This is a genomic window from Lutibacter sp. (assembly GCF_041555395.1).
In the GTDB taxonomy this organism is placed as follows: Bacteria; Bacteroidota; Bacteroidia; order Flavobacteriales; family Flavobacteriaceae; genus Lutibacter.
In genome coordinates, this window is the sequence record NZ_JBFFKM010000037.1 from 1 (window position 1) to 24,547 (window position 24,547).

The following is a 24,547-nucleotide window of genomic DNA, read 5'->3' on the forward strand; positions in this document are numbered from 1 at the left end:
ATTCCATAGGTAATCGCCACTTTTCAAAAATTGTTCAGCAGTTTCCAAGTTTGGTTTTTCTGTAAAATCAGTTACTTTTTTTATAGCATTTTCTGAAGGGCTAAACTTAATATATCCGTAACCGGTATTTGGCTCTGATGGTTTAATGCCTAGTGTTAACAACGCGTCATTTTCAGCACAAAAATTAAAAGCAGTTTGAACATTATTTAAAAATTCATGTTCATCTTCAATCCAATGGTCTGATGGAGCAATAATTAGAATTCCTTCCGGATTTTCATTATAGATTTTGAAAGCGCTGTACAAAATGCAAGGCGCTGTATTTCGCATAGCGGGCTCTAACAATATTTGTTTTGTTGTTATTGCTGGAAGTTGTTCCGTTATTATATTTTCATAAATTTTATTGGTGGCAATTAAAATATTTTTTGAAGGAATTAAGGTTTCAAAACGGTTCACTGTTTTTTGAATTAATGAACTTCCGGTTCCCAACATATCATGAAATTGCTTAGGGAATTGTTGCGTACTTATTGGCCAAAATCGAGAACCGACGCCTCCGGCCATAATCACTGCATAATAATTTTTATTCATTTATATAAGTTTTATTGGTACTACAAGCCTTCATTTATTTTGGTTGGTGATACCCTTTTGTTTAATATTCTTTATAAGCTTCTACTTCAGCATTTGGATTAAATAAATAAACCTTTTTACTGGCCATTTCAACACATTCAAATCGCGTTCTTCTTTGGGCTCCTTTTTTAAAAGATTTATTGTTGAAACTAAAAATGCTTCCGTTTTCTAACTCAAAGATAAAACTCTTTCCCGACTTTTCATTATACATGTTTAACGCACGGGTTAAATTGACGTCGGCTCCAGTGCTCGCTCTCGGATTTTTAAGGTAGTTTGCCAAATAGGGAAGCAGGTGCGACGGATAAATAGTTGGTTGCAAAAACGGCAACATTAAATGTTGAAAATTTTGTTTCCATTCCTTGCCATGCGGTTTCACTCTTTTGTGTTTTTTGAAAGTGATAAAATGCGCCAATTCGTGAATAAGCGTGAATAAAAACTGGTATTTATTTAATGTGTTATTTAGCGTAATTTGAAAATCGCCGTTTATTTTTCTTTTAAAATCACCATGTTTTGTTGCCCTGTTGTTTACTATTTTTATGTGAATAGGATGATTTGTTAGTATTTCTTCAACCAAATCAACTGAGTTCTCAGGAATGTATTTTGAAAGTATTTTCATAGTTTATTATGGCGTTGTTGAAGACACCTGTAAAATTTTTCCGTTGTAAAATTTGTTTCCGGTTAAGGCAAAATTATAAATATAATCTGCCATTTCTTCAGCTGAAACAGAAGCCTTGTAACCTGGGAATGCTTCTTCAAGCATTTCGGTTTGTACGGCGCCCAAAGCTAAAGCGTTAAATGCAATTTGATGTTCTTTGTATTCTTCTGCCAAAACTTCCGTTAACGTTAATAAAGCGCCTTTTGAAGAACTATACGCCGCCAATCCGGGAAATTTCATGCTTCCTTGTATGCCACCAATACTGCTGATATTTACCACGTGACTTCCTTTTCCTAAAAATGGAATGAGTAATCGCGTAAGTTCTGCAACGGCAAAAACATTGACTTTATAAACTTCTAAAAAGTCTTCTGAGGTTAAATTTTCAAATGATTTATTGATTAATTTTCCTGCATTATTTATTAGGATATCAACTTGTTTCCAGTTTTTACTGACAAAGTCTGTCACTTTTTTCAAGTCGTTTTCATTTGATAAATCCACAGAAATTGTAGTGATATTTTTCAGATTTAGATTTTCTAACGGTTTTGTATTTCTAGACAAGGCAAAAACATTGTAATTGTTTTTGGCAAACAGTTGTGCAAGTTCAAATCCAATTCCGCGACTTGTTCCGGTAATAATAATATTTTTCATATTAATTAAATATAATGTGTTGGTACGCTCCAATATCTGGAGGATTGGTTCTTATGCCACCTAAAATATCATTTGGGACTAAATATTGTCCTTCTTCACTTCCTTTTTGAATGGCTTCAGATTTTTCTCCAATAATCAATTCGTTGGCTGAAGGAGATTTAAAATTTGGATTACCATTATAAATGTTGTCAATATAATGAATAGGATCATTAAAATCTTTAACTCTAATCAGGTTATTTTTGAAGGAATAATTGAAAACAGTTCCCTCAACATTATCAATCACCAATTCAATAGTACTATTTCCATCAATAATGCAATTGGTGAAATTTGCTGCGTGCAAATTTCGTTTTTCAACAACTTGGGTGTTGTTTTTGTTGTAAGTGAAAAAGTTATTGATTAAAACACTTGGAGCTTGTCGAAAACTGTTATTCCAAAAATTTGCAAATGTTGAATGAACAAAATTATATGTCCCTCCAACAGTGCAGGCCAAAGACGATTGCCCGCTATTGTTAATCACCAAATTTTCCCCATAAATATTGGTTTCGCGACCCAGAATGCCAAAGTTGGAGCTGTTGTAAATCTGACTATTTTTAATAGTTAAAGTAGGAGTATCATTATTGCCGATAGAATCTGAAATAATTCCTGCGGATGCATTTTTTATGATGGTGTTTTTTATGCTGTTGTTTTTGCTTCCTGCACGTAACCAAATAGCGCCCCATTGTCCGGAAATTTCACTGAATTGCGACTCAAGCCTGTCACCTTCAATAAAAACCTCCTTATTTAATTCGCCATCAATAATCAAGGTTGCGTTTTTACTTACAATCAACCCTGAATTTGCATGAAAATGAATTTTTGCACCAGCTTCTATGGTCAGTGTTTTATTTTCAGGAACTGCGCAATACCCATAAATAACGTATGGTTTTTCATTGGTAAAACTGGTATTGTCATCAAGATAAAATCCGTTCACATTCAAATCTTCCCCATCCAATGTTGTTCCTATAGAAATTGTTTCAATAAAGCCATTTGCATTTTTTGAAGGAAATAAAAAATGGGCATCTTTAACCAAAGTAACCAATTTAACATCCTGTAAGTTTTCGCCATTATCAAAAATAATGGAATCTGTATAAATTGGATTTGAGACTTGACTAAAATCAATAGTGGTTTCAATAAAAATATACAGACTGTCTTTGGCTAAAATTTCTATATTTTCAAAAATTTTACCCGGAATTCCGTCAACATTCAGTCTGTAAAATGAACTTTCGCTTTTGCCAAGCGAAATAGATGGAATGGAGATATTTTTATTGCTTTTGTTATAAACTTTTAGATTGTAAGTGCTTGAGCCAATATTGGTAAAAACCGTATCTAAATAAACCGTGTCTTTTGAAAATGAAAGGTTGCCCGAACTTAGCTCCGCCGAAAAATCTTTTCTGCAAGAAGAAAAGACCAGCAACGTTAGCGCACATAATAAAGTTAAATAATAACGCATTCGGTTTGTTTTTGTAAAGGTAAAAATAAATTACAGCATATTATTTTTTAACCAATACGATTTCATACAATTTACTCCAATGTTTTCCGGTCACAAAAAGTCGGTTGTTTTCTTTATCAAAAGCAATACCATTAAGCACTTCATCGGCATCGTCTAATTTCTGTTCTTTTTCAATAGTGGTTTTTAAGCTGTTCAAATTGGCTACGCCTTCAACTTTTCCGGTGTTCGGATTTACAATTAAAATGGTGTTTTGCTGCCAAATATTTATGTAAATTAATCCGTTTACAAATTCCAGTTCGTTTAGTTTTTCAACTTTCCGCTCATTGGTATATACTTCAATATAACTTTCCTCAACAAGCGTTTCCGGATTCAAAAACCAAATATATTCCGTGCCGTCAGTTTTAATTAATTTTTCACCGTTATGAGACAATCCCCATCCTTCACGGCTTTTAGTATAATTAAACGTTTTTTCTTGCTCAAATGTATTTAAATCATACACAAAACCAATTCCGCCTTGCCAGGTTAATTGATATAATTTGTTGTTAAAAATAGTAATTCCTTCTCCAAAATATTGTGCGTCTAAATTTTGTTGCTGTAATACCTTTCCTGTTTTTAACGCAACTTTTCTAATGGAAGAACTTCCTTTTCTTCCCGTGCCTTCATATAAAAAGCCGTTTAAAAATTCCAATCCCTGTGTATAAGCATCTTTATCGTGCGGATAGGTGTTTATGATTTTATAGGTATAAATGTCAGGAGCTGAATCAGCCAAAAAATAAACAGTCTCCGCAACTTTCGTGGTTTTATTTTCATAAAAAACAATAGCGGTAATTACATGCTTTCCAAGTTTATAATCGTTAATTTTTAAAGTTACGGTATTGGCATCATTATTGATTTTTTTGTCATCTATTAAAAATTGGACGGAATCAATAGGCTTGTTGTTTTTTTCTGATACAGAAATGGTCAATTCCTTATTCGTCTGTATTTTTTTCGGGGCATTTATAATAAATTTATGTTCGCTTTTACAAGAGAATATGGCCATGAATATAAAAAAACTAAAAAATGATTTGCAAGACATAACTAAAATAGGAGTTTTATGCATTATTTATGTAAATAAAATAAATTATTTGTTTGAAGTTTCAAAAATATAGTTAAATTTGCAGTCTTAAAAATAAAAACACAATTAAAACGAGGTTACGATGAAAAAAGGTATACACCCAGAAAATTACAGAATGGTAGCATTTAAAGATATGTCTAATGAAGATGTGTTTTTGACTCGTTCAACAGTAAACACTAAAGAAACTCTTGAAGTAGATGGTATTGAATACCCTTTGGTAAAATTAGAGATTTCAAGAACTTCACATCCATATTACACCGGTAAAACTAAAATGGTTGATACTGCAGGACGTATTGATAAGTTTAAAACTAAATATGCTAAATTTAGTAAATAATTAGCAATGTTAAAATATTGAAAATCCTCAACGAAAGTTGGGGATTTTTTTGTTTATAGTCAAGATATTGGTTGGTATTATATTGGGCATCGTGTTGACACATAATTTGTTAAAATTTTTGTATTGGCAAAAATCACTATATTGCATATGAAAACTATTTAGTATGCCTATATATATGGATCGTCATAATGTCTCTGAAACTGTTACTGCGGAAAACGTAGCGCAATTACATCAGGCGGATTTAAAGATACAAGATAAATTTAAATGTAGAGGACTTACGTATTGGTTTGATGAAAACAGAAAAACTGCATTTTGTTTAATTGAAGCACCCAATAAAGAAGCTATAAAAGAAATGCATGACCAAGCTCATGGTGAGGTGCCACATAGAATAATAGAAGTTGATGACTCAATTGTAGAATCATTTTTGGGTAGGATTGAAGATCCTGTGAGAGCAAAGAAAACAGAATTAAATATTATAAATGATCCTGCTTTTAGAACAATAATGATTGCAGGATTAGATAAAATTTTTTTAAAAGAATCGATTTCCTATAAAACAGATCAATTATTACAACAGTTAAGTAATCTTTTTATTGAAACAATTAAAATCTTTGATGGAAGAATCGTAAAACAAAGCGCTAATTGTTTTTTAGTGTCGTTTGTTTCTGTCACCAAAGCTGTTTTGTGTGCATTGGAGCTTCAATCAGAATATAAAAAAATTACTTTTAAAATAGAAGATTCTAATTTGAAGTTAAAAATTGCCCTTGGAGCCGGTGTTCCTGTTGCTGAAAAGGAAGGCCTTTTTGAAGATACCATTGAATTGGTTGAATTGATATATAAATACACTAAAGGTCGCGTTGTTATAACAAATGAAGTTAAAGACCTATATGAAAGCGAAAATTCTAATAGATTTATTGATGATAAATTTATCAATGTTTTAAAGTCCTCTGATGAAGAATTTCTCAATATTTTAATGAGTTATACTGAAAAAAACTGGAATAAAACTGATTCAAAAGTGGATGACTTTTGTAAAGAGTTAGGATATAGCAAATCACGATTGTATAGAAAAATGATATTTATAACCGGTAAATCGCCAAATACTTTTATTAAGGAATACAGATTAAATATGGCATTAAAATTATTAAATAAGCAAATAGATAATATTTCTGAAATTGCATTTAAAACAGGTTTTAATAGCCCAACTTATTTTTCAAAATGTTTTAAAGAAACCTTTGGAATTCTTCCTTCCAATTTCACAAAAGAATCAATCAACAAAGCTTAAATTAAAATTTTTTAGACTTCATTCGGAATAGTTTTGAATCAAAATTGCGATTATTTGAACCAATTGTTGACTTAGTTATTAAGTTATTTGTTTAGTTTTGAGTTTCTTAGAGCTATTTTTTGCAAACCTCTATAAAAAATACTAACTAAAAAAATCAAAATATTATGTCAACATCTGTAAAAGACTTGAATGAATCTACTATTGAGACATTTGCCTCTACAATTAGAGGTGAATTAGTTTTTCCTCAAGATTCAAATTATAATGATGCACGCAAAGTGTACAATGCAATGATTAATAAACATCCAGGATTAATTGTGAAATGCGTGGATGTGGCTGATGTCATTAATTCCGTAAATTTTGGGAGAGAAAACAATTTGTTGGTTGCTGTTAGAGGCGGCGGGCACAATGGCGGTGGACTGGGAATCTGTGATGATGGGCTAGTAATTGATTTATCAGGAATTAAATTTATTCGTGTAGATACTTCAAATAATACTGTGAGGGTTGGAGGAGGAAACCTTTGGGGTGAAGTTGATCATGCGACTCATCCTTTTGGATTGGCGGTTCCTGCAGGAATAATTTCGTCAACAGGTGTTGGAGGTTTAACTCTTGGCGGTGGAGTAGGACATTTATCCAGAAAATATGGACTTACAATTGACAATCTGTTAGAAGCTGATATGGTTTTGGCTGATGGAAGTTTTGTGACTGTAAGTTCTAAACAAAACACCGATTTATTCTGGGCTATTCGTGGTGGTGGAGGAAACTTCGGAATTGTTACATCTTTTAAATTTAAAGCACATCCAGTTAAAAACGTAATTGGAGGTCCAACTTTATGGCCTATTGAAAAAACAGAAGAAATAATGGAATGGTACCACAAGTTTATTAATAATGCTCCTGACGATTTAAACGGTTTTATTGCGACTATGGTTATTCCTGGAGCGCCATTTCCAGAGCATTTACATAACAAGCAATTTTGTGGTATTGTTTGGTGCTATACAGGAGAGCCATCTAAATTCGATGAAATATTTAAACCAGTTTTAGCTTTAAACCCTTTATTTGCACATGTGGGTGAAATGCCTTATCCAGCTATTCAAACACTCTTCGATGGATTGATGCCCCCAGGTTTGCAGTGGTATTGGAGGGCTGACTTTTTTAACGAGTTAGGACAGGAAGTAAGAGCGCAACATTTAAAATTTGGCTCTAAAATTCCTACACCTCTTTCTCAAATGCATTTATATCCAATTAGTGGTGCTGCAAGTAGGGTTGCCAAGGATGAAACCCCATGGGCTTATCGAGATGCAAAATATGCAGGAGTAATTGTTGGTGTTTCTCCAAACCCTATAGATTCTGATAAAATTACAAAGTGGTGTAAAGATTATTGGGAAGCATTGCACCCTTATTCTTCTGGTGGCGCTTATTCAAATTTTATGATGGATGAAGGGCAAGATCGGGTAAAAGCAAGTTACAAGCACAATTATGAAAGACTAGTGAAAATTAAAAATCGATATGATCCTAATAATTTATTCCGTGTAAATCAAAATATTAAACCTTAAATAAATAATTATGAAACTACTAGCTATTAAATCAAATCTAAAAATAACTTTAGTCATTTCGATATTTTTAGTAATGTCAACTATTTTTGCTCAGCAAAATATAAGTAATGATGGTGAAATGTCTGTTTTAATTACACATAAAGATGCAGATTTACAATGGGGCCCTTGTCCGCCATTTATGCCTGAAGGCTGTTCTATTGCCATATTACATGGGGATCCTTCAAAAAGAAATTTAGATATTTTTTTTAAAGTCCCGGCAAACTCAGATATTCCAAATCATTGGCATCATTCTGCAGAACGTATGATTTTAATTTCAGGTGAATTGCATGTGACTTATGAAGGTGAAAACACTCAGGTTATGAAAGCAGGATCCTATGCTTATGGTCCGCCAACAAAACCTCATACAGCGAAATGTGTAAATTCAGGACCCTGTGTGTTATTTATAGCTTTTGAAGAACCCTTAGATGCTATTCCTTTAGTTATAAAAGAGTAAAAACAGGAGTATTCTTAGATTTCAAATAATCTAATTTATAAAAAAACCATCACTTTTAGTGATGGTTTTTTTTATGAATTATCAATAAATATGTTAGGCTAACATCGTAACCGGATTTTCAATAAATTGCTTCAAGGTTTGTAAAAATGCCGAGCCGGTAGCACCGTCAACGGTTCTATGATCGCAAGCCAAAGTAACTTTCATGGTGTTTCCAACCACAATTTCGCCATTTTTTACAACGGGTTTTTCAATAATTGCTCCGACTGAAAGTATTGCAGAATTTGGCTGATTGATAATAGAAGTAAATTCTGAAATTCCAAACATCCCAAGGTTAGATACTGTAAAAGTACTTCCTTCCATTTCTGCAGGCGTTAATTTTTTAGATTTAGCTCTTGTTGCCATATCCTTTATTTCTGCTCCAATTTGAGTCATACTTTTTTGATCTGTAAAACGAGTTACTGGCACAAGCAATCCATCTTCAACAGCAACAGCAACGCCAATATTCACGTGGTGGTTTATGCGCGTTCTGTCCTCAAACCATTGTGAATTTACTTTAGGATGTTTTTTCAAGGCCATAGCGCTTGCTTTTACAACCATATCATTAAAAGAAACTTTGATATCTGGCAATTCATTAATAAGTCTGCGTGATTCAATAGCATTGTCCATATTAATCTCCAGCATTAAATAGTAATGGGGTGCGGTAAATTTAGATTCCGTCAATCTTCGCGCAATGGTTTTGCGCATTTGAGAATTAGGAGTTTCTTCAAAACTTTCTTTTCCAGAAACAATCGGAACAGAAACTGCAGAAACAGCAGAAGCTGCTGTCGGCACATAATTTTCAACATCAGATTTTACAATTCTTCCGCCTTCCCCAGTTCCGGAAACGGTGGCCAGATTTATTCCTTTTTCTTCCGCTATTTTTTTTGCCAAAGGCGATGCGATAACTCTTCCCGATGCATTTATTGAAACTGGCGCTTGTACCGTTTCAGAAACTTTAATAGGTTCAGCAATCTCAGCTGTTTTTTCTGGAGCTTTTGTATCTTCAGTAGCTTTGCTTATACTTGGTGCAGATACCTTAAATTCTTTTATAATAGCATCAATATCTTCACCTTCTTCGCCAATAATAGCCAATAATGAATCTACAGGAGCACTTTCGCCATCTTTTAAACCAATGTATAAAAGTGTGCCTTCATTAAAAGATTCAAATTCCATTGTTGCTTTATCGGTTTCAATTTCGGCTAAAATATCGCCTTCTGAAATTTTATCGCCAACTTTTTTTAACCACTGTGCTACAACCCCTTCAGTCATTGTATCACTTAATCGCGGCATTGTTATAATTTCTGCCATTTATCTATGTTTTAAAAACGGATAATCTTTTTGTTCGTAAACAATATCATATAATAATTGCTTATCAGGATATGGAGATTCCTCAGCAAATTGCACACATTCCTCCACTTTATCTTTCACCTTTTGATCCCAAGCTTTAATTTCTTTATCCGAGGCGTATTTTTTTTCTTTAATAACAGCCAGTACTTGAGAAATAGGATCTATTTTACGATACTCATCAACTTCATCCTTGGTTCTGTATTTCTGAGCATCACTCATAGAATGACCTCTGTAACGGTATGTTTTTATATCGAGTAACGTTGGGCCGTCGCCTCTTCTGGCGCGCGCAATAGCTTCATCCATAGCTTCAGCAACTTTAACCGGATTCATTCCATCTACAGGTCCACAAGGCATTTCATAGCCCAAACCAAGTTTCCAGATATCTTCATGATTAGAAGTTCGGCTAACAGAAGTTCCCATAGCATAACCGTTGTTTTCGCAAATAAATACCACAGGGAGTTTCCAGGTTATAGCCATATTAAAGGTTTCGTGCAAAGAACCTTGTCTGGCTGCTCCATCTCCAAAATAAGTCAAGGTAACGCCATCACCGCCAAAATATTTATCGGCAAAAGCCAAACCTGCGCCTAAAGGAATTTGACCACCTACAATTCCGTGACCGCCATAAAAATTATGTTCAGGAGAAAATATGTGCATAGAACCACCCATTCCACGTGAAGTTCCAGTGTCTTTCCCCATTAATTCTGCCATAATTCTTTTAGGATCAACACCCAAGCCAATTGGTTGAACGTGATTTCTATAAGCAGTGATCATTTTGTCATTTTTTTTCATGACATGCAAAGCACCTGCCAAAACAGCTTCTTGTCCATTATATAAATGCAGAAAACCTCTAACTTTCTGCTGAATATAAAGTGCTGCCAATTTATCTTCGAATTTTCTCCAAAACAACATGTCTTTATACCAGTTGATGTAGGTTTCTTTCGTTATTTTTTTCATTTATAAAAAATATAAGTTAAGGTCGAACTGCAAAAATACTATTTTGCAGATTAGTAATTAAGCAAACCTCTATTTTTTTTACTATAATGTTTTCGTAAAAAGACATGAAACAGAAAAATATTGCTTTAAAGACGTCATTATAATTTTTCCATGTTTTTTGGTAATTAATCTAAATATAGATCAATAAGGCAATAATTTTAAAATTGTCCGTTATATAAAGATAAAATTAAAGATTACACTACAGTTGTGGGGACGATGATTTCTTTAATTTATGTTTTTGAGTTAATTTTCTGATTGACATGTAGATTAAAAAGTAAGAATAATATACTACAGTTGTGGGGACTACAAATATTATTACTATGATGTACACAATCAGAAACAAAAAAGTCTCGAGATTTCTCGAGACTTTTTTTTAGTGTTATGGCATAATATTCTGTTTATGCTTCCATATAATCTTCAATAGGGTTACAAGAACAAATTAAATTTCTATCACCTAACGCATTATCAACTCTTGCCACAGATGGCCAAAATTTATTCTCTCTTATATATGGAAGTGGAAAAGCAGCCTGTTCACGAGTATAAGAATTATTCCATTCATTGGCCGTAATCACACTTTCCGTATGAGGTGCGTTTTTTAACATAGGAATTAAAACGCCATCGTTATCCATAATTTCACTTTTTATGCTAATAAGGGTATCACAAAAACGATCTAATTCTTGTTTTCCTTCACTTTCTGTAGGTTCAATCATTAAGGTGTCATGAACCGGAAATGAAAGTGTTGGGGCGTGAAATCCATAATCCATCAATCGTTTCGAAATATCCGTAACATCGGCTCCAAAGTTTTTATATTCTCTAAAGTCAACAATCATTTCATGAGCTGAAAATCCATTTTCTCCTGTATATAAAATTTTAAAATGTTTCTCTAACCTAGATTTCATGTAGTTGGCATTCAAAATGGCATACATCGTAGCTTGTTTTAATCCGTTTGAACCTAACATTTTTATATAGCTGTAAGAAATCAGCAAAACCAAAGCTGAGCCCCAGGGGGCCGAAGAAATGCCAGTAATTCCTTGTTCACCGCCAGTTTTAATGATTGGATTTGAAGGTAAAAAAGGCGCTAAATGTTTTGCGACACAAATTGGTCCAACGCCTGGACCTCCGCCGCCGTGAGGAATTGCGAAAGTTTTGTGCAGGTTAAGATGGCATACATCTGCACCAATTGTAGCCGGATTTGTCAATCCAACCTGGGCGTTCATATTGGCACCATCCATATAAACTTGTCCGCCATTATCGTGAATAATTTTAGTAATTTCTTTAATTGAACTTTCAAAAACACCATGTGTAGAAGGATAAGTGACCATTAAAGCAGCCAAACTGTCTTTGTATAATGCTGCTTTTTCTCGAATATCATCTACATCTATATTTCCCTGTTCGTTAGTTTTAGTAACAATCACCTTATATCCGGCCATCACTGCTGAAGCAGGATTAGTTCCGTGAGCTGATGAAGGAATTAAACAAATATTTCTGTGACCGTTTCCTTTTGATTCGTGGAATGCTTTAATAACCATCAATCCCGCATATTCACCTTGTGCACCTGAATTTGGTTGTAATGAAGTGGCGTAAAAGCCTGTTATTTCATTTAGCGCTTCTTCCAATCCTTTGATGACTTCCTGATAACCCTGCGCTTGTTCTTTAGGCACAAATGGATGCATATTTCCCCAACTTGGTGAACTTATCGGAAACATTTCAGAAGCGGCATTTAATTTCATAGTACAAGAGCCTAATGAAATCATGGAATGTGTTAATGAAATATCCTTTCTTTCCAATCTTTTGATAAAACGCATCATTTCGGCTTCTGAATGGTAATTTTCAAAAACTTCATTTTCCATAAATGAAGAAGTTCTTGCAAATTTTGAAGGAATGGTATTTTCAGAAATGGAATTTAAAACTATTGGTTTTTTACCTTCTGCTTCTGCTAAAATGGCAAGTATTTCATTAATATCTGCTAAATTAGTAGTTTCATTCACAGAAATACTAACTTGATTTTTTGAGGGATAATAAAAATTTATTTCATTTTTTTCTGAAATTTCTTTAACCTTTGCAGCACTTGAAACTTCAATAAGTAAAGTGTCAAAATAGGTGCTGTTTAATTGTTTTAAACTTAGATCTTTTAAACCGTTATTTAAGGTTGAAGCTAAGTTTTGAATGTTGGTTGAAATATATTTTATTCCTTTTGGTCCATGGTAAACACCATACATACCAGCCATAACAGCTAATAAAACCTGAGCAGTACAAATGTTTGACGTTGCTTTTTCACGCTTTATGTGTTGTTCTCTGGTTTGTAAAGCCATACGCAAGGCGCGGTTTCCGTTTTTGTCCACAGAAACTCCAATTATTCGCCCTGGTAATGCACGTTTGTATTCTTCTTTTGTTGCAAAATAACCTGCGTGCGGACCACCATAGCCCATTGGTATTCCAAATCGTTGTGTAGTTCCAACTACCACATCTGCACCCCATTCTCCTGGAGGCGTTAAAAGTGATAAACTCAATAAATCAGCCGCTACAGCTATTTTGGCATCAACAGCTTTAGCTTTTTCAACAAATTTTGTATAATCATAAATTTGTCCGCTTTTTCCTGGGTATTGAATAAGCACCCCAAATATTTCATTGGTAAATTCAAAATTTTCGTGATTTCCAAATACAAGTTCTATACCTAATGGGGTAGATCGCGTTTTTAAAACATCAATAGTTTGCGGCAATACTTCATTAGAAACAAAGAATTTTGATGCATTGGCATTTACCTGCTTGCGGGATCTTGAATTGAACAGCATTAACATAGCTTCTGCAGCCGCTGTTCCTTCATCCAATAATGATGCATTGGCTATTTTTAATCCTGTTAAATCACTTATCATTGTTTGGTAAATGATCAAAGCTTCTAACCGGCCTTGTGAAATTTCAGCCTGATAAGGCGTGTAAGAAGTGTACCATCCCGGATTTTCTAAAATATTGCGTTGAATAACTCCAGGTAAAATGGTTGGGTGATACCCCAAGCCTATATAATTTTTAAATAGCTTGTTTTTATTGGCAAGTTTTTGAATGAATGTTGAAAACTCAAACTCACTCATCGCTTTTGGTAAATTTAACTCATGAGCCAATCGAATATCTGTTGGTATTGTTTTGTCAATTAATTCATCTAATGATTGAACACCAATAGTCGCAACCATTTCTTTCACCTCATTTTTTCGAGGTCCAATATGTCTTAAAACAAAGGAATCTGTTCTCATGTATGTTTTGGTGTTTTTTTATTTTAATGATTCCAAATTTAATGAAAATTATAGAATGAACATACCATTCAGATTACTTTATTATAATATTTTGTTAACCAAGAAATTTATTATAATTGCAAATAAGTACTTTTGTTTCATGCGGTTATTAAAAAAAATACTTGATTTTTATATTTTTAGCAATATTCATGTGGCGCTGGCCGGATTTTCAATAACGAAAATCACGCTGATTAACTTTGGAATAGAGGGTCGTTTAACGCCATTTTTTGTGGCTTTTTCTATACTGTTAGTTTATAACTTTATTCGTTATTATGAAATTAAAAAACAAGGATTGAATTGGCTTAAAAGCTGGTTTTTTGAGAATTTTAATAAAATAACCATGCTTTCGATTTTGTCAATTTTGGGATTGGGTTATATTTCTTTTTTTGCCGATTTTAACCTAAAATCGTTTTTCATACTTTTTCCTTTTGCTTTTATGACGTTGTTTTATGCAATACCATTATTTAAAATTGGGAAATTGGAAGTTTCATTCAGAAATTTTCCTGTGATAAAGATTTTTAGTATTACCGTAGCTTGGGCAGGTATTTCTGTATTTTTTCCATTGTATGAAGCGGATTACCAATTTACTTCCGAAGTTTTTCTGGAATTTATTCAACGGTTTTTTATACTCTTGGCAATTACAATTCCTTTTGATATTCGTGATGTTGAGGCAGATTCAAAAGAGTTAAAAACGTTGCCTCAAATTTTGGGAATAACCAACTCGAAAGTTTTGGGAACTTTATTGTTGTTTGGATTTGTTTTATTGGAAATTTTCAAAGAAAATTTTACGTACATTGGTTTGCTGATATTACTTATTGTCTTAATGATTTCGGGACTTTTTTTGTGGTTTTCCTCGCCAGAAAGATCTCGGTATTACACGAGTTTTTGGGTAGAATCCGTACCTATATTTTGGTTTGGGTTTTTAGTGTATTTTAATAATTTAAATTAAATTTTATGGAAAATAAAAACCTAAAGTATTTTGAAGTGAATAAAGACACTTGGAACAAAAAAGTGGGCATTCATATTAAATCAGCATTTTATGATGTTGAAGGTTTTATAAATGGAAAAACGTCCTTAAACAAATATGAATTGGAAGAGTTGGGTGAAGTGAAAGGAAAGTCGTTATTGCATTTGCAATGTCATTTCGGTCAGGATACTTTAAGTTGGAGCAGGCTGGGAGCTAAATGTACAGGCATTGATATTTCTAATGAAGGGATAAAAAACGCGAAATTTCTAAATGAAGAATTGGGTTTAGACGCGATTTTCATTGAAAGCAATTTGTATGATGTGCCCCAAAATGTGAAAGGTGAATTTGATATTATTTTCACTTCGTATGGCGTTGTTGGCTGGCTGCCCGATTTAAAAACATGGGGAGAAATTATTGCCGGAAAACTTAAACATGGAGGTGTTTTTTATTTGATTGAATTTCATCCTATTGTTTGGATGTTTGATTATTTGCAAACGCCGTCAAAACTAAAATATCCTTATCAGAATAGTGAAGTAATTTATGAGGAATACAAAGGAACATATACCAATAGAGATGCAGCTATAATTAGTAAAGAATATGGTTGGAATCACGGCTTGGGTGAAGTTGTTTCAGCTTTGACAGCCGCCGGACTTCATATTGAATTTTTGCATGAATTTAAAAAATCGCCTTATCATATTTTTCCGGAAATGATGGAGACAACAGATGGAATGTTTGTGCAAAATGGTGGTGAAAAATTATTCCCGTTGCTCTATTCCATAAAAGCAACTAAAAAATAAAAGGCTTCCGATTTGGAAGCCTTTTTATGGAATTTACTTTAAAAGTTTTTCGATTTTTTCTCTTTCTTCTTCAGCCAAAGCGCCGTCAACTAAAATTCTTCCGCTGTATTCATCAGTAATTATTTTTTTGCGACTTGAAATTTCAACTTGTCTTTGTGGTGGAATTGTAAAAAATGACCCGCCTGAAGCGCCTCTGTCAATGGAAACAACCGCTAAACCATTTTTAACATTTGTTCTGATTCTATTGTAGGCCGCTAATAAATTGTCATCAATTAATTGAGCATATTCTTTAGATTTTGAGACCAAAATATTTTCTTCTTTTTCGGTGTCGCTCATAATATCATTCAACTCAGCTGCCTTATGTTTAAGCAATTCTTCTTTTCTGGCAAGGTTTACTTTTGTACCTTCAATAACTTCGTTTTTTTGCTCAATTTTAGCTCTGTGCTCTTTAATTCTTTTTTCAGCAAGTTCAATTTCAAGTTCTTGAAATTCAGTTTCTTTACTTATTGAATTGAATTCTCTGTTGTTACGAACTTTCTTTTGTTGTTCCGTATATTTTTTAACCAATGTGTTTGCTTCATCAATCACCAACTTTTTGTCAGTAATTTCTTTTTTTAGGACAGCTACTTCTTCGTCTAAATTAACAAGTCTTTTATTTAAACCAATAACTTCATCTTCTAAATCTTCAACTTCTAAAGGTAATTCACCTCTTACGCTTTTAATTTCATCAATTCTTGAATCAATTAATTGCAAATCATAAAGAGCTCTTAACTTTTCTTCAACAGTAACTTCTTTGCTTTTAGCCATATTATAAGTAATAAATTGGATTTGTGTTTTTTTGCGATAAAATGATTGCAAAATTAGGAAATTTTTTTGTAAGTATGTCAACTAAAAGATTTTTTGTGAATTGTTCACTCTCATAGTGACCAATATCTGCAATAACCAGTTTATTTTCGGCTTTGTAAAAATCGTGATATTTTAGGTCGGCGGTTACATAAATATCAGCACCCGCCTCAAGGGCCTTCTCAATGGCAAAACTTCCGGATCCGCCTAAAACAGCAACTTTTTTAATAGGTTTCCCTAATAATTCCGAATGGCGAATGCCTTTTGTATGCATGGTGTTTTTTAAGAAAATTAAGAAGTCAATTTCACTTTTTTCTTCTTTCAATTCACCTATCATTCCTAATCCAATTTCCTGGTTTGCATTTTCTAACGAAACAATTTCATAGGCAACTTCTTCATAAGGGTGTGACTTAAATAACGCGGAAACGACATTTTTTTCCTTATGTTTTTCAAAAACGACCCCAATTAAGGTTTCATTTTCAGTATGTAATATTCCTTTTTCTCCAACAAATGGATTGGAATTTTCGTTTCCTCTAAAAGTACCAAAACCTTCTGTGTTAAAACTGCAATTATCGTAATTTCCAACATTTCCTGCACCTGCGTTAAAAAGTGCTTGCCTTACTTTTTCAGCCGCTGCAATTGGCGCATAAGTAGTCAATTTTTTAAGCGTATTTTTTTGTGGAATCAATATTTTTTTGTTTTTCAGACCTAACATTTCACAAATTTTTGCATTTACGCCTTCAATTGAATTATCTAAAGCCGTATGCATCGCATAAATAGAAATGTTATTTTTAATAGCTTTAATCACAGAGCGCTCCACATAATTTTTGCCATTTAGTTTTTTAAGTCCGGAAAACAGGATGGGGTGAAAACTGACTATTAAGTTGCAATTGTTTTCTATGGCTTCATCAACTACGGTTTCTAAAGTGTCCAGTGTTACTAAAATTCCAGTTACTTCAGTGTTGAAGTCACCAACCAACAAACCTACATTGTCAAAATCTTCAGCATAATTCAAAGGCGCAATTTTTTCAATACACGCTGCAATATCTTTAATTTTCATAGTTTCAAAAGTGTTAGGGAAACAAAGATAAAATTTACCAAAGAAAGTTTAAGGATTTATACAGAAATTTTGCGATTTGTTCGTATTTTCGCTTGTGGTGGACTTTATAAGAAAAATAGCGTATCCGTTTTCAATATTGTATGGATTAATTACAAGTTTGCGTAATTATTTATACGATGTTACTTTTTTAAAATCTACGCATTTTAAAACGCCGACTATTGTTGTCGGAAACTTAAGCGTTGGCGGAACTGGTAAAACCCCGCAAATAGAATATTTAATCGATTTACTGAAAGATGGCCACAAAATTGCGATTTTAAGCAGAGGCTATAAAAGAAAAAGCAAAGGTTTTTTAATGGCCGATGATAAAGTTACTGCTGAAATGATGGGTGATGAACCTTTTCAAATTCATTTGAAATACCCTGAAATAATTGTTTGTGTTGATGCCGATAGGACTAACGGAATTAATCAATTGGAGCAAATGGAAAATCCGCCGGAAATTATTTTGCTGGATGATGCCTTTCAACATAGAAAAGTACGGGGGGGGGTTAATATGGTGTTAACCACGTATGCTCATTTATATGTAAACGATATGATGTTGCCAACAGGTAATTTACGTGAGAAAGCCTCAGGAGCAAATAGGGCACAAGCTATTATTGTCACTAAATGTCCAGTTGATCTTTCCGAAAATGAGCAAACAGAAATAATTAAAAAGTTACACCCGAAAGACTATCAGCAGGTATTTTTTACGACCATAACTTATGATATGCAATTAAAAGGCAAATCAACTTTGGATTTAAGCGAATTGTCTGATTTTGAAATTGTATTGGTTACAGGTATTGCAAATCCAAAGCCATTTACTGAGTTTTTAAATAGTAAAATGCTTAACTTTAAACATTTGGAATATCCTGACCATCATTATTTTAATTTAAATGACATTGCTGAAATAAATTCAGCATATAATTCGTTAACTTCAAAAAATAAAATAATTTTAACAACCGAGAAGGATTATGTCCGTATTTTTGGAAAACTAAAAAACTTGCATTACATCTCAATAAAAACAACATTTATAACTCATAAAAATGAGTTTGACAATCTTATAAAAAATTATGTGGAACAAAGTTCAGGAAACAGTAAAATTCTTACAAAATAAAGGAATTTCAAAAGCAGATTACGGTATTATTTTAGGAACAGGATTGGGAAATTTAGTAGAGAAAATTGATGTTGAATTCTCAATTTCTTATAAAGAGATTCCTAATTTTCCTGTTTCAACAGTTGAAGGCCATTCTGGTGAATTGATTTATGGGACAATCGGCACTAAAAAAGTGATAGCGATGCGTGGCCGTTTTCATTATTATGAAGGGTGGACTATGGAACAAACTGTTTTTCCGGTGCGCGTAATGAAATTTTTGGGCGTTGAAAATTTAATTGTTTCAAATGCTTCAGGCGGTGTGAATCCGACTTTTAAAGTTGGTGATATTATGATCATAACAGATCATATTAATTTTATGCCCGTGCATCCTTTGCACGGTAAAAATGACGAACGTTTTGGACCTAGATTTGTTGATATGCACGAAGCTTACAGCAAAAAAATGATTGCTAAAATGGAGCAAATAGCGCTTAAACTGAATATTCCAGTTCATAAAGGCGTTTATTTGGCTTTGCAGGGGCCAACTTTTGAAACGCCTGCAGAATATAAAATGGTAAAAATTTTAGGCGCAGATGCGGTTGGAATGTCAACTGTGCCTGAAGTTATCGCTGCAAAACATATGGGTATGACTTGTTTTGGAATTTCGGTGATTACAGATTTGGGTGTTGAAGGAATTGTTGAAGCCGTTTCACACGAAGAAGTTCAAAAAGTAGCAAAAATTGCAGAGAAAAAAGTGGGTAAGCTGGTAGAGGAATTTATAAAAGATTAAAGGTCAAAGGAAATAATTTCTAAAATTTCAATACTCTTTATTCACTTCTGAATTTTCGTAGTATAAATTTCTAACAATACCGTCGGCAAGACCAATTTTTGGAACAAATATTTTATTTGCGCCACTCCATTGCATTATCGATAAATAAATTTTGGTTGCCGGTATAATTACATCGGCTCTATCTGGATTTAAATCCAGTTTTGTAATTCTTTCTTCGTATGTTAAATTACTTAAAAATTCTAATTGGTTTTTTATGTAGCTTAAATACAATGGTTTGCCTGTTGGCCTTCCGGAGAGTTTGAAAACTTTATTAATGTTTCCTCCTGAACCAATTACCGCTATTTTTTTTAAATTTTTAGTATTTTCTTTAATCCAAAGCTCAATGCTTTTCCAAATATTTTTAAATTCTTTGCTGTCGTCTAATAAACGCACGGTGCCTATTTTAAATGATTTGGATTTGATGATTTTTCCTTTAGAAAAAAGCGTTATTTCTGTGCTTCCGCCTCCTACATCAACATATAAATAGGAATTATGAATAGTTATTATAGTACTTAAATCTGTTCCGAAAATTAGATTAGCTTCCTTTTTTCCATCTATGATATCAATCTTAACAGAAGTTTTTTGAAAAATTTCATTGGCAACCTCATTTCCATTGACAGCTTCCCTCAAAGCTGATGTAGCGCAGGCTTTATATTTTTGAACACCATGAACTTCCATTAATAATTTGAAAGCTTCCATAGCCTTTATCATTCTTATTTTATTTTCTTCTGAAATTTTTCCACTAAGAAAAGTATCAGCCCCTAAACGAATTGGAACGCGAACCAATGCCGATTTTTTGAAACTTGGTTCTTGGCTACGATTTTGTTCTGTTATGACATTCATTAACAACAATCTTATGGCGTTAGAACCAATATCAATACCGGCAAGTTTTTCAATTTTCAAAATAGTGCTATTTATAATTTTTAGGAAATTCTGTTAAAAAGGTTTTTCCTGATTTAATGTCTTTCCAATGATTGGTGTCGAATTTAATGCCTACAACCCCGCAAGTTGGCACATTGTCTAAATGAATACTTCCAAATTTATTTACAAAATCGCTAATGCCATGATCGTGACTAAAAATAATGGCCGAATCAAATCCATCATCCAATGCTTTTACGGTTTTTATTAAATATCCATCACTGAAATTGAATAACGATTTGCTTATTCTAAGATTTGCAAGCGGAAAATTAAAAGTATAGCAAAAAATCATGCCCGTATGCAATGCCCTGTTTGCGCAACTTGCGATAAACACATCTGGAGTCGAAATCTTTTTTTGAAGCACATTTGAAATCAAATAGGCATCATTAATTCCGCGTTCTTTCAAAGGTCGGTCAATATCTTTAACGCCTTTATATTCCCAAGAAGATTTTGCGTGCCTAACAATATAAAGTGTTTTCATTTTGTTTTTTATTGAGTTTCAAAGATAATATTTAAGGAGCCAATCGCTCAATTTTCCAATTATAATCTTCTTGTAATGTATATCTGATTCTGTCGTGCATACGATTTGGACGTCCTTGCCAAAATTCAATGCTAACTGGTTTTACAAGAATGCCTCCCCAATACTTTGGACGAACAATTTCCTTGTTTTCGAATTTTTTTTCAAAGGAAGCCAAGCGTTCATCCAAAAAATCACGAGACGGCACCACTTCACTTTGGTCTGAAGCCCAGGCACCTAATTTACTTCCTTCAGGCCTGGATTCGAAATAACCATCGGATAAATTTTCGGAAAGCTTTTCAGCAACACCTTTTATAATAATTTGTCGCTCAATATTGGGCCAGAAAAAAGAAACACAAACATTTGGGTTTAATGCAATAGCCTTTCCTTTTTCACTGTCATAATTGGTGAAAAAGATAAAACCTTCCCATGTATACTTTTTTAGAAGTACCATTCTTGTTTTAGGGAATCCGTCGATACCAATTGTTGAAACTGCCATAGCATTCACTTCCGTATCACCGCCAAATTCTTCGACTTCATAAAACCATTTTTGAAATAATTCCATAGGATTGTCCGTAATTCCTTCTTCAGAAAGTTCGCTTTTTTGGTAATTTTTCCTATAATTGCTTAAATCGCTTTCCATATATCAAAATTAGAAAATCTTTAAATGTTTATTTTTCGGCAATGTTTTCATTACTTTTCCTTATAAAAAGCAAGCCCGTAAAGGTAAGCAATCCGTTTACAATTAAAAGCTCGTAGCCAAAAACATACCCATTTAAAAGCTGGGTTGAATAGCTATTTAAAAAATAGGTGAGTAGCACCGATACAACAGCCACAATCCACACCAAAGAATCCTTTATGTGGATTTTTGTAAAAATTCCAAAAGCAAATAATCCTAAAAGGGGGCCGTAAGTATAAGACGCAACTTGCAAAACGCTGCTGATTACATTTTCTTTGAGTACATATCTAAAAATAATGATTACAATAATCAGAACAATGGAAATTGCAATATGGGTTTTTTTTCGAATGGCTGTTTGCTTTGATTTTTCTCTATTTTCAATGTTCAAAAAATCGACGCAATAGGAGGTAGTCAAGGCAGTTAATGCACTGTCGGCACTTGAATACGCTGCTGCGATTAAACCCAAAATAAAAAAGACACCAATATAAATTCCTAAACCGCCTTTAAGCGCAATTTCGGGAAATAATAAATCGGTTTTAATTGCACCATCAACAACCGGAATTGCAATGCCAAATTTTTCGGCATAAATAAATAACAAAGCGCCTAGAGTTAAAAATATAAAATTGACAACGATAAGCACTAGTCCCAGTGAAATTACGTTCCATTGTGCTTCTTTGGTGTTTTTACAGGTCAGGTTTTTTTGCATCATGTCTTGATCTAAACCAGTCATTGCAATGGCAATAAACATTCCGCCTAAAAATGATTTTACAAAATGTTTCTTGCCATTAAAATCATCGGTAAATAAAATTTTACTGTAATGTTTGAATTCTTCTGAAGCAAAAACATCTGAAACAGACCAATTTAATTTGTTCAGAATTATAAAAATGGTAGCAAATAAAGCAAAAAGCATAAAAGCAGTTTGCAAAGTATCAGTCCAAACAATTGTTTTAATTCCTCCTTTAAAGGTATAAATCCAAATTAAGAGAATTGAAAGAATAACGGTAATTTCAAACGGAACATTCCAAGCATCAAAAATAAAATACTGTAAAACTGAAGCAACCAAGAATAATCTGAAAGCAGAGCCTAAAACTCTGGACACAAAAAAGAAAAAAGCACCTGTTTTATGGGTAATTGGCCCAAAACGATGTTTTAAAAACTCGTAAATTGAAGTAACCTGTAAATTATAATAAATAGGAATCAGCACATAAGCAATCACTAAATAGCCAAATAAATAACCAAATACAATTTGCATATAGCTAAATTGCGAGCTTTGTACCCAGCCAGGAATCGAAATAAAGGTTACGCCGGAAAGGGAAGCTCCAACCATTCCAAATGCAACAATGTACCAAGGTGATTTTTTGTTGGCTTTAAAAAAGGTTTCATTACTATCGTTTTTTCCCGTTAAATAGGCTATCAAAAGTAGTATACAAAAATAAACAGCTATGAGTGAAAGAATATAAATTGGCTTCATTAACTAATTTTAATATTAGATTCAACAAAGAAAGTAAAATTATTGAGAATATCTTTCCTAATTGTATATTTGCGGCATGAACTTTTCTTCAAAAATTTTAGAAAATGCGGTGAATGAAGTTTCTCAATTGCCCGGAATAGGTAAAAGAACCGCATTGCGATTGGTTTTGCATTTGCTAAAGCAACCGGCATCACAAACGCATCAGTTGGCGGCAGGACTTACAAAATTAGTAGATGAAATAAAAATTTGTGAAAAATGCCATAATATTTCTGATGTAGAGGTTTGTGAAATTTGTGCAAATCTGTCCAGAAATTCAGAAATTATTTGTGTTGTTGAAGATGTGCGTGATGTCATGGCTATTGAAAACACTTCCCAATATAAGGGTTTGTATCACGTTTTGGGCGGAAAAATTTCTCCAATTGAAGGCATCGGGCCTCATAATTTAACCATTGACAGTTTGGTTACAAAAGTAAAATTAGGAATGGTAAAAGAAGTTATTTTTGCGCTAAGCTCTACCATTGAAGGAGATACTACAATCTTTTATATTTTTAAACAATTAGAAGTGCTAAATATTAAAACTTCAACCATAGCGCGAGGAATAGCGGTAGGTGATGAGCTTCAGTATGCCGATGAGGTTACTTTAGGCAGAAGTATTGTGAACAGAATTCCTTTTGAAAAATCTTTATAATTTCAAACGACTTAGTTGTTTTTTTCTATACTGATTCTGGCATCAACAGCAAAAATTTCTGTAGAATTTCCTAAAAGCGGATTTAAATCCAATTCTGCTATTTCCGGAGCAGCCATTAATAAATCGGAAACTTTTACAATAATTTCTGCAAAAAGACTTTCATTTACGCCTTCCTGATTTCTTATGCCTTGAATTATTTTATACGATTTTAAATTTTGAATCATTTCTGAGGCTTCTGTTTTTGAAACAGGCGCTAACGAAACATTAATGTCTTTTAAAACTTCAATATAAATGCCACCCAAACCACACAAAACCATATGTCCGAAATCATCCTCTTTTTTAGCCCCAATAAAAAGTTCAATTCCTTTTTTCATCGGTTGAAGTAACACGGCTTTTGCACCGTTAATTTGCATAATTTTCTCAAAAGACGCCGTCAGTTTTTCAACAGAATTAATGTTTAAAACAATGCCGCCAACATCCGATTTATGAATGGGCCCCACCACTTTCATCACCACAGGAAACCCCATTTTTTTTGCTTCGACAATACAAGAGTTTATATCTGTACAAATGGTTTCAATTACAATTGGAATTTTTGCCGCGGTTAACAATTCTTTTACTTGCTGAGGCTCTAAATAGCCGTTGGTTGCTTCCTTAATTATTGTTCTAATTGCTTCTAAATCAATAACTGTTTTTGATATTTTTGTAGCAATTGGTTTGGCTGTTTTATATATTTTAGCCAAGGCATTTCCAAATAAAACTTCATCAGGAAAATTGATATTTCCTTTTGAAATAAAATAATTGATTTC

Annotated in this window: 24 protein-coding genes; 9 read left to right on the forward strand and 15 right to left on the reverse strand. The window is 33.2% G+C overall.

The window, feature by feature from the left end; translation table 11 throughout:
- From ABY285_RS08770 to ABY285_RS08790, 5 genes are all read right to left on the reverse strand, one after another.
- Positions 1–585: mannose-1-phosphate guanylyltransferase (locus ABY285_RS08770; protein WP_372769134.1), on the reverse strand; the 585-nt coding region annotated here is incomplete at its 3' end.
- Between the two features lie 61 nt (positions 586–646).
- On the reverse strand, positions 647–1,240 hold the full coding sequence (locus ABY285_RS08775) for a SprT-like domain-containing protein (RefSeq protein WP_372769136.1): 594 nt from the start codon (positions 1,238–1,240) through the stop codon (positions 647–649).
- 6 nt (positions 1,241–1,246) lie between these two features.
- Complete coding sequence (locus ABY285_RS08780; protein ID WP_372769138.1) at positions 1,247–1,927, reverse strand: SDR family NAD(P)-dependent oxidoreductase; 681 nt, start codon at positions 1,925–1,927, stop codon at positions 1,247–1,249.
- A 1-nt stretch (position 1,928) separates the two neighbouring features.
- The gene (locus ABY285_RS08785; RefSeq protein ID WP_372769140.1) at positions 1,929–3,413 is read right to left on the reverse strand and encodes a hypothetical protein; all 1,485 of its coding nucleotides are present in this window, start codon (positions 3,411–3,413) and stop codon (positions 1,929–1,931) included.
- 40 nt (positions 3,414–3,453) lie between these two features.
- Positions 3,454–4,452 carry a glutaminyl-peptide cyclotransferase gene (locus ABY285_RS08790; protein ID WP_372769142.1) on the reverse strand — a complete coding sequence of 333 codons (999 nt, stop codon included), beginning with the start codon at positions 4,450–4,452 and terminating at the stop codon, positions 3,454–3,456.
- Positions 4,453–4,609: 157 nt separating this feature from the next.
- Here ABY285_RS08790 and ABY285_RS08795 point away from each other — a divergent pair, with 157 nt between their 5' ends.
- From ABY285_RS08795 to ABY285_RS08810, 4 genes are all read left to right on the forward strand, one after another.
- The gene (locus ABY285_RS08795; RefSeq protein WP_372769144.1) at positions 4,610–4,861 is read left to right on the forward strand and encodes a type B 50S ribosomal protein L31; all 252 of its coding nucleotides are present in this window, start codon (positions 4,610–4,612) and stop codon (positions 4,859–4,861) included.
- A 163-nt stretch (positions 4,862–5,024) separates the two neighbouring features.
- On the forward strand, positions 5,025–6,140 hold the full coding sequence (locus ABY285_RS08800; protein ID WP_372769146.1) for a nickel-binding protein: 1,116 nt from the start codon (positions 5,025–5,027) through the stop codon (positions 6,138–6,140).
- A gap of 164 nt (positions 6,141–6,304) precedes the next feature.
- Positions 6,305–7,690, forward strand: a complete 1,386-nt coding sequence (locus tag ABY285_RS08805) for an FAD-binding oxidoreductase (RefSeq protein ID WP_372769148.1) — start codon at positions 6,305–6,307, stop codon at positions 7,688–7,690.
- A gap of 10 nt (positions 7,691–7,700) precedes the next feature.
- Entirely contained in the window at positions 7,701–8,183 is a 483-nt protein-coding gene (locus tag ABY285_RS08810) for a cupin domain-containing protein (RefSeq protein ID WP_372769150.1), read from the forward strand.
- Between the two features lie 93 nt (positions 8,184–8,276).
- On the opposite strand, the gene ABY285_RS08815 is transcribed toward ABY285_RS08810, so the two are convergent.
- The 3 genes from ABY285_RS08815 to gcvP form a co-directional block, all read right to left on the reverse strand.
- The gene (locus ABY285_RS08815; protein ID WP_372769152.1) at positions 8,277–9,530 is read right to left on the reverse strand and encodes a pyruvate dehydrogenase complex dihydrolipoamide acetyltransferase; all 1,254 of its coding nucleotides are present in this window, start codon (positions 9,528–9,530) and stop codon (positions 8,277–8,279) included.
- Positions 9,531–10,523 carry a pyruvate dehydrogenase (acetyl-transferring) E1 component subunit alpha gene (gene pdhA / locus ABY285_RS08820; RefSeq protein WP_372769154.1) on the reverse strand — a complete coding sequence of 331 codons (993 nt, stop codon included), beginning with the start codon at positions 10,521–10,523 and terminating at the stop codon, positions 9,531–9,533. It abuts the gene before it with no gap.
- A gap of 437 nt (positions 10,524–10,960) precedes the next feature.
- Positions 10,961–13,807, reverse strand: coding sequence for an aminomethyl-transferring glycine dehydrogenase (gene gcvP, locus ABY285_RS08825; RefSeq protein ID WP_372769156.1), 2,847 nt, complete (start codon positions 13,805–13,807; stop codon positions 10,961–10,963).
- 139 nt (positions 13,808–13,946) lie between these two features.
- Between gcvP and ABY285_RS08830 the strand changes: the two genes are divergently transcribed.
- Positions 13,947–14,795 carry a hypothetical protein gene (locus tag ABY285_RS08830; RefSeq protein ID WP_372769158.1) on the forward strand — a complete coding sequence of 283 codons (849 nt, stop codon included), beginning with the start codon at positions 13,947–13,949 and terminating at the stop codon, positions 14,793–14,795.
- Positions 14,796–14,800: 5 nt separating this feature from the next.
- The gene (locus ABY285_RS08835; RefSeq protein WP_372769160.1) at positions 14,801–15,610 is read left to right on the forward strand and encodes a class I SAM-dependent methyltransferase; all 810 of its coding nucleotides are present in this window, start codon (positions 14,801–14,803) and stop codon (positions 15,608–15,610) included.
- A 33-nt stretch (positions 15,611–15,643) separates the two neighbouring features.
- Here ABY285_RS08835 and ABY285_RS08840 read toward each other — a convergent pair whose 3' ends face one another.
- Positions 15,644–16,417 carry a zinc ribbon domain-containing protein gene (locus ABY285_RS08840; protein ID WP_372769162.1) on the reverse strand — a complete coding sequence of 258 codons (774 nt, stop codon included), beginning with the start codon at positions 16,415–16,417 and terminating at the stop codon, positions 15,644–15,646.
- 1 nt (position 16,418) lies between these two features.
- Entirely contained in the window at positions 16,419–17,513 is a 1,095-nt protein-coding gene (locus ABY285_RS08845; protein ID WP_372769164.1) for a Nif3-like dinuclear metal center hexameric protein, read from the reverse strand.
- Positions 17,514–17,610: 97 nt separating this feature from the next.
- Between ABY285_RS08845 and lpxK the strand changes: the two genes are divergently transcribed.
- Together lpxK and ABY285_RS08855 are read left to right on the forward strand one after the other, a co-directional pair.
- On the forward strand, positions 17,611–18,663 hold the full coding sequence (gene lpxK / locus ABY285_RS08850; protein ID WP_372769178.1) for a tetraacyldisaccharide 4'-kinase: 1,053 nt from the start codon (positions 17,611–17,613) through the stop codon (positions 18,661–18,663).
- Positions 18,620–19,429 carry a purine-nucleoside phosphorylase gene (locus ABY285_RS08855; RefSeq protein ID WP_372769166.1) on the forward strand — a complete coding sequence of 270 codons (810 nt, stop codon included), beginning with the start codon at positions 18,620–18,622 and terminating at the stop codon, positions 19,427–19,429. The genes lpxK and ABY285_RS08855 overlap by 44 nt, the downstream gene beginning before the upstream one ends.
- 27 nt (positions 19,430–19,456) lie before the next feature.
- Here ABY285_RS08855 and ABY285_RS08860 read toward each other — a convergent pair whose 3' ends face one another.
- From ABY285_RS08860 to ABY285_RS08875, 4 genes are read right to left on the reverse strand one after another with little or no spacing between them, the layout of a single operon-like run.
- Positions 19,457–20,374 carry an exopolyphosphatase gene (locus ABY285_RS08860; RefSeq protein WP_372769180.1) on the reverse strand — a complete coding sequence of 306 codons (918 nt, stop codon included), beginning with the start codon at positions 20,372–20,374 and terminating at the stop codon, positions 19,457–19,459.
- Between the two features lie 4 nt (positions 20,375–20,378).
- Positions 20,379–20,867, reverse strand: coding sequence for a histidine phosphatase family protein (locus ABY285_RS08865; RefSeq protein WP_372769168.1), 489 nt, complete (start codon positions 20,865–20,867; stop codon positions 20,379–20,381).
- Positions 20,868–20,898: 31 nt separating this feature from the next.
- On the reverse strand, positions 20,899–21,546 hold the full coding sequence (pdxH, locus tag ABY285_RS08870) for a pyridoxamine 5'-phosphate oxidase (RefSeq protein WP_372769170.1): 648 nt from the start codon (positions 21,544–21,546) through the stop codon (positions 20,899–20,901).
- A gap of 28 nt (positions 21,547–21,574) precedes the next feature.
- Positions 21,575–23,053 carry a sodium:solute symporter gene (locus tag ABY285_RS08875; RefSeq protein WP_372769172.1) on the reverse strand — a complete coding sequence of 493 codons (1,479 nt, stop codon included), beginning with the start codon at positions 23,051–23,053 and terminating at the stop codon, positions 21,575–21,577.
- Between the two features lie 76 nt (positions 23,054–23,129).
- Here ABY285_RS08875 and recR point away from each other — a divergent pair, with 76 nt between their 5' ends.
- On the forward strand, positions 23,130–23,741 hold the full coding sequence (gene recR, locus ABY285_RS08880) for a recombination mediator RecR (protein ID WP_372769174.1): 612 nt from the start codon (positions 23,130–23,132) through the stop codon (positions 23,739–23,741).
- An 11-nt stretch (positions 23,742–23,752) separates the two neighbouring features.
- Here the strand turns inward: recR and ABY285_RS08885 are convergent.
- On the reverse strand, positions 23,753–24,547 hold a 795-nt coding region (locus tag ABY285_RS08885), incomplete at its 5' end, for an acetate--CoA ligase family protein (protein ID WP_372769176.1).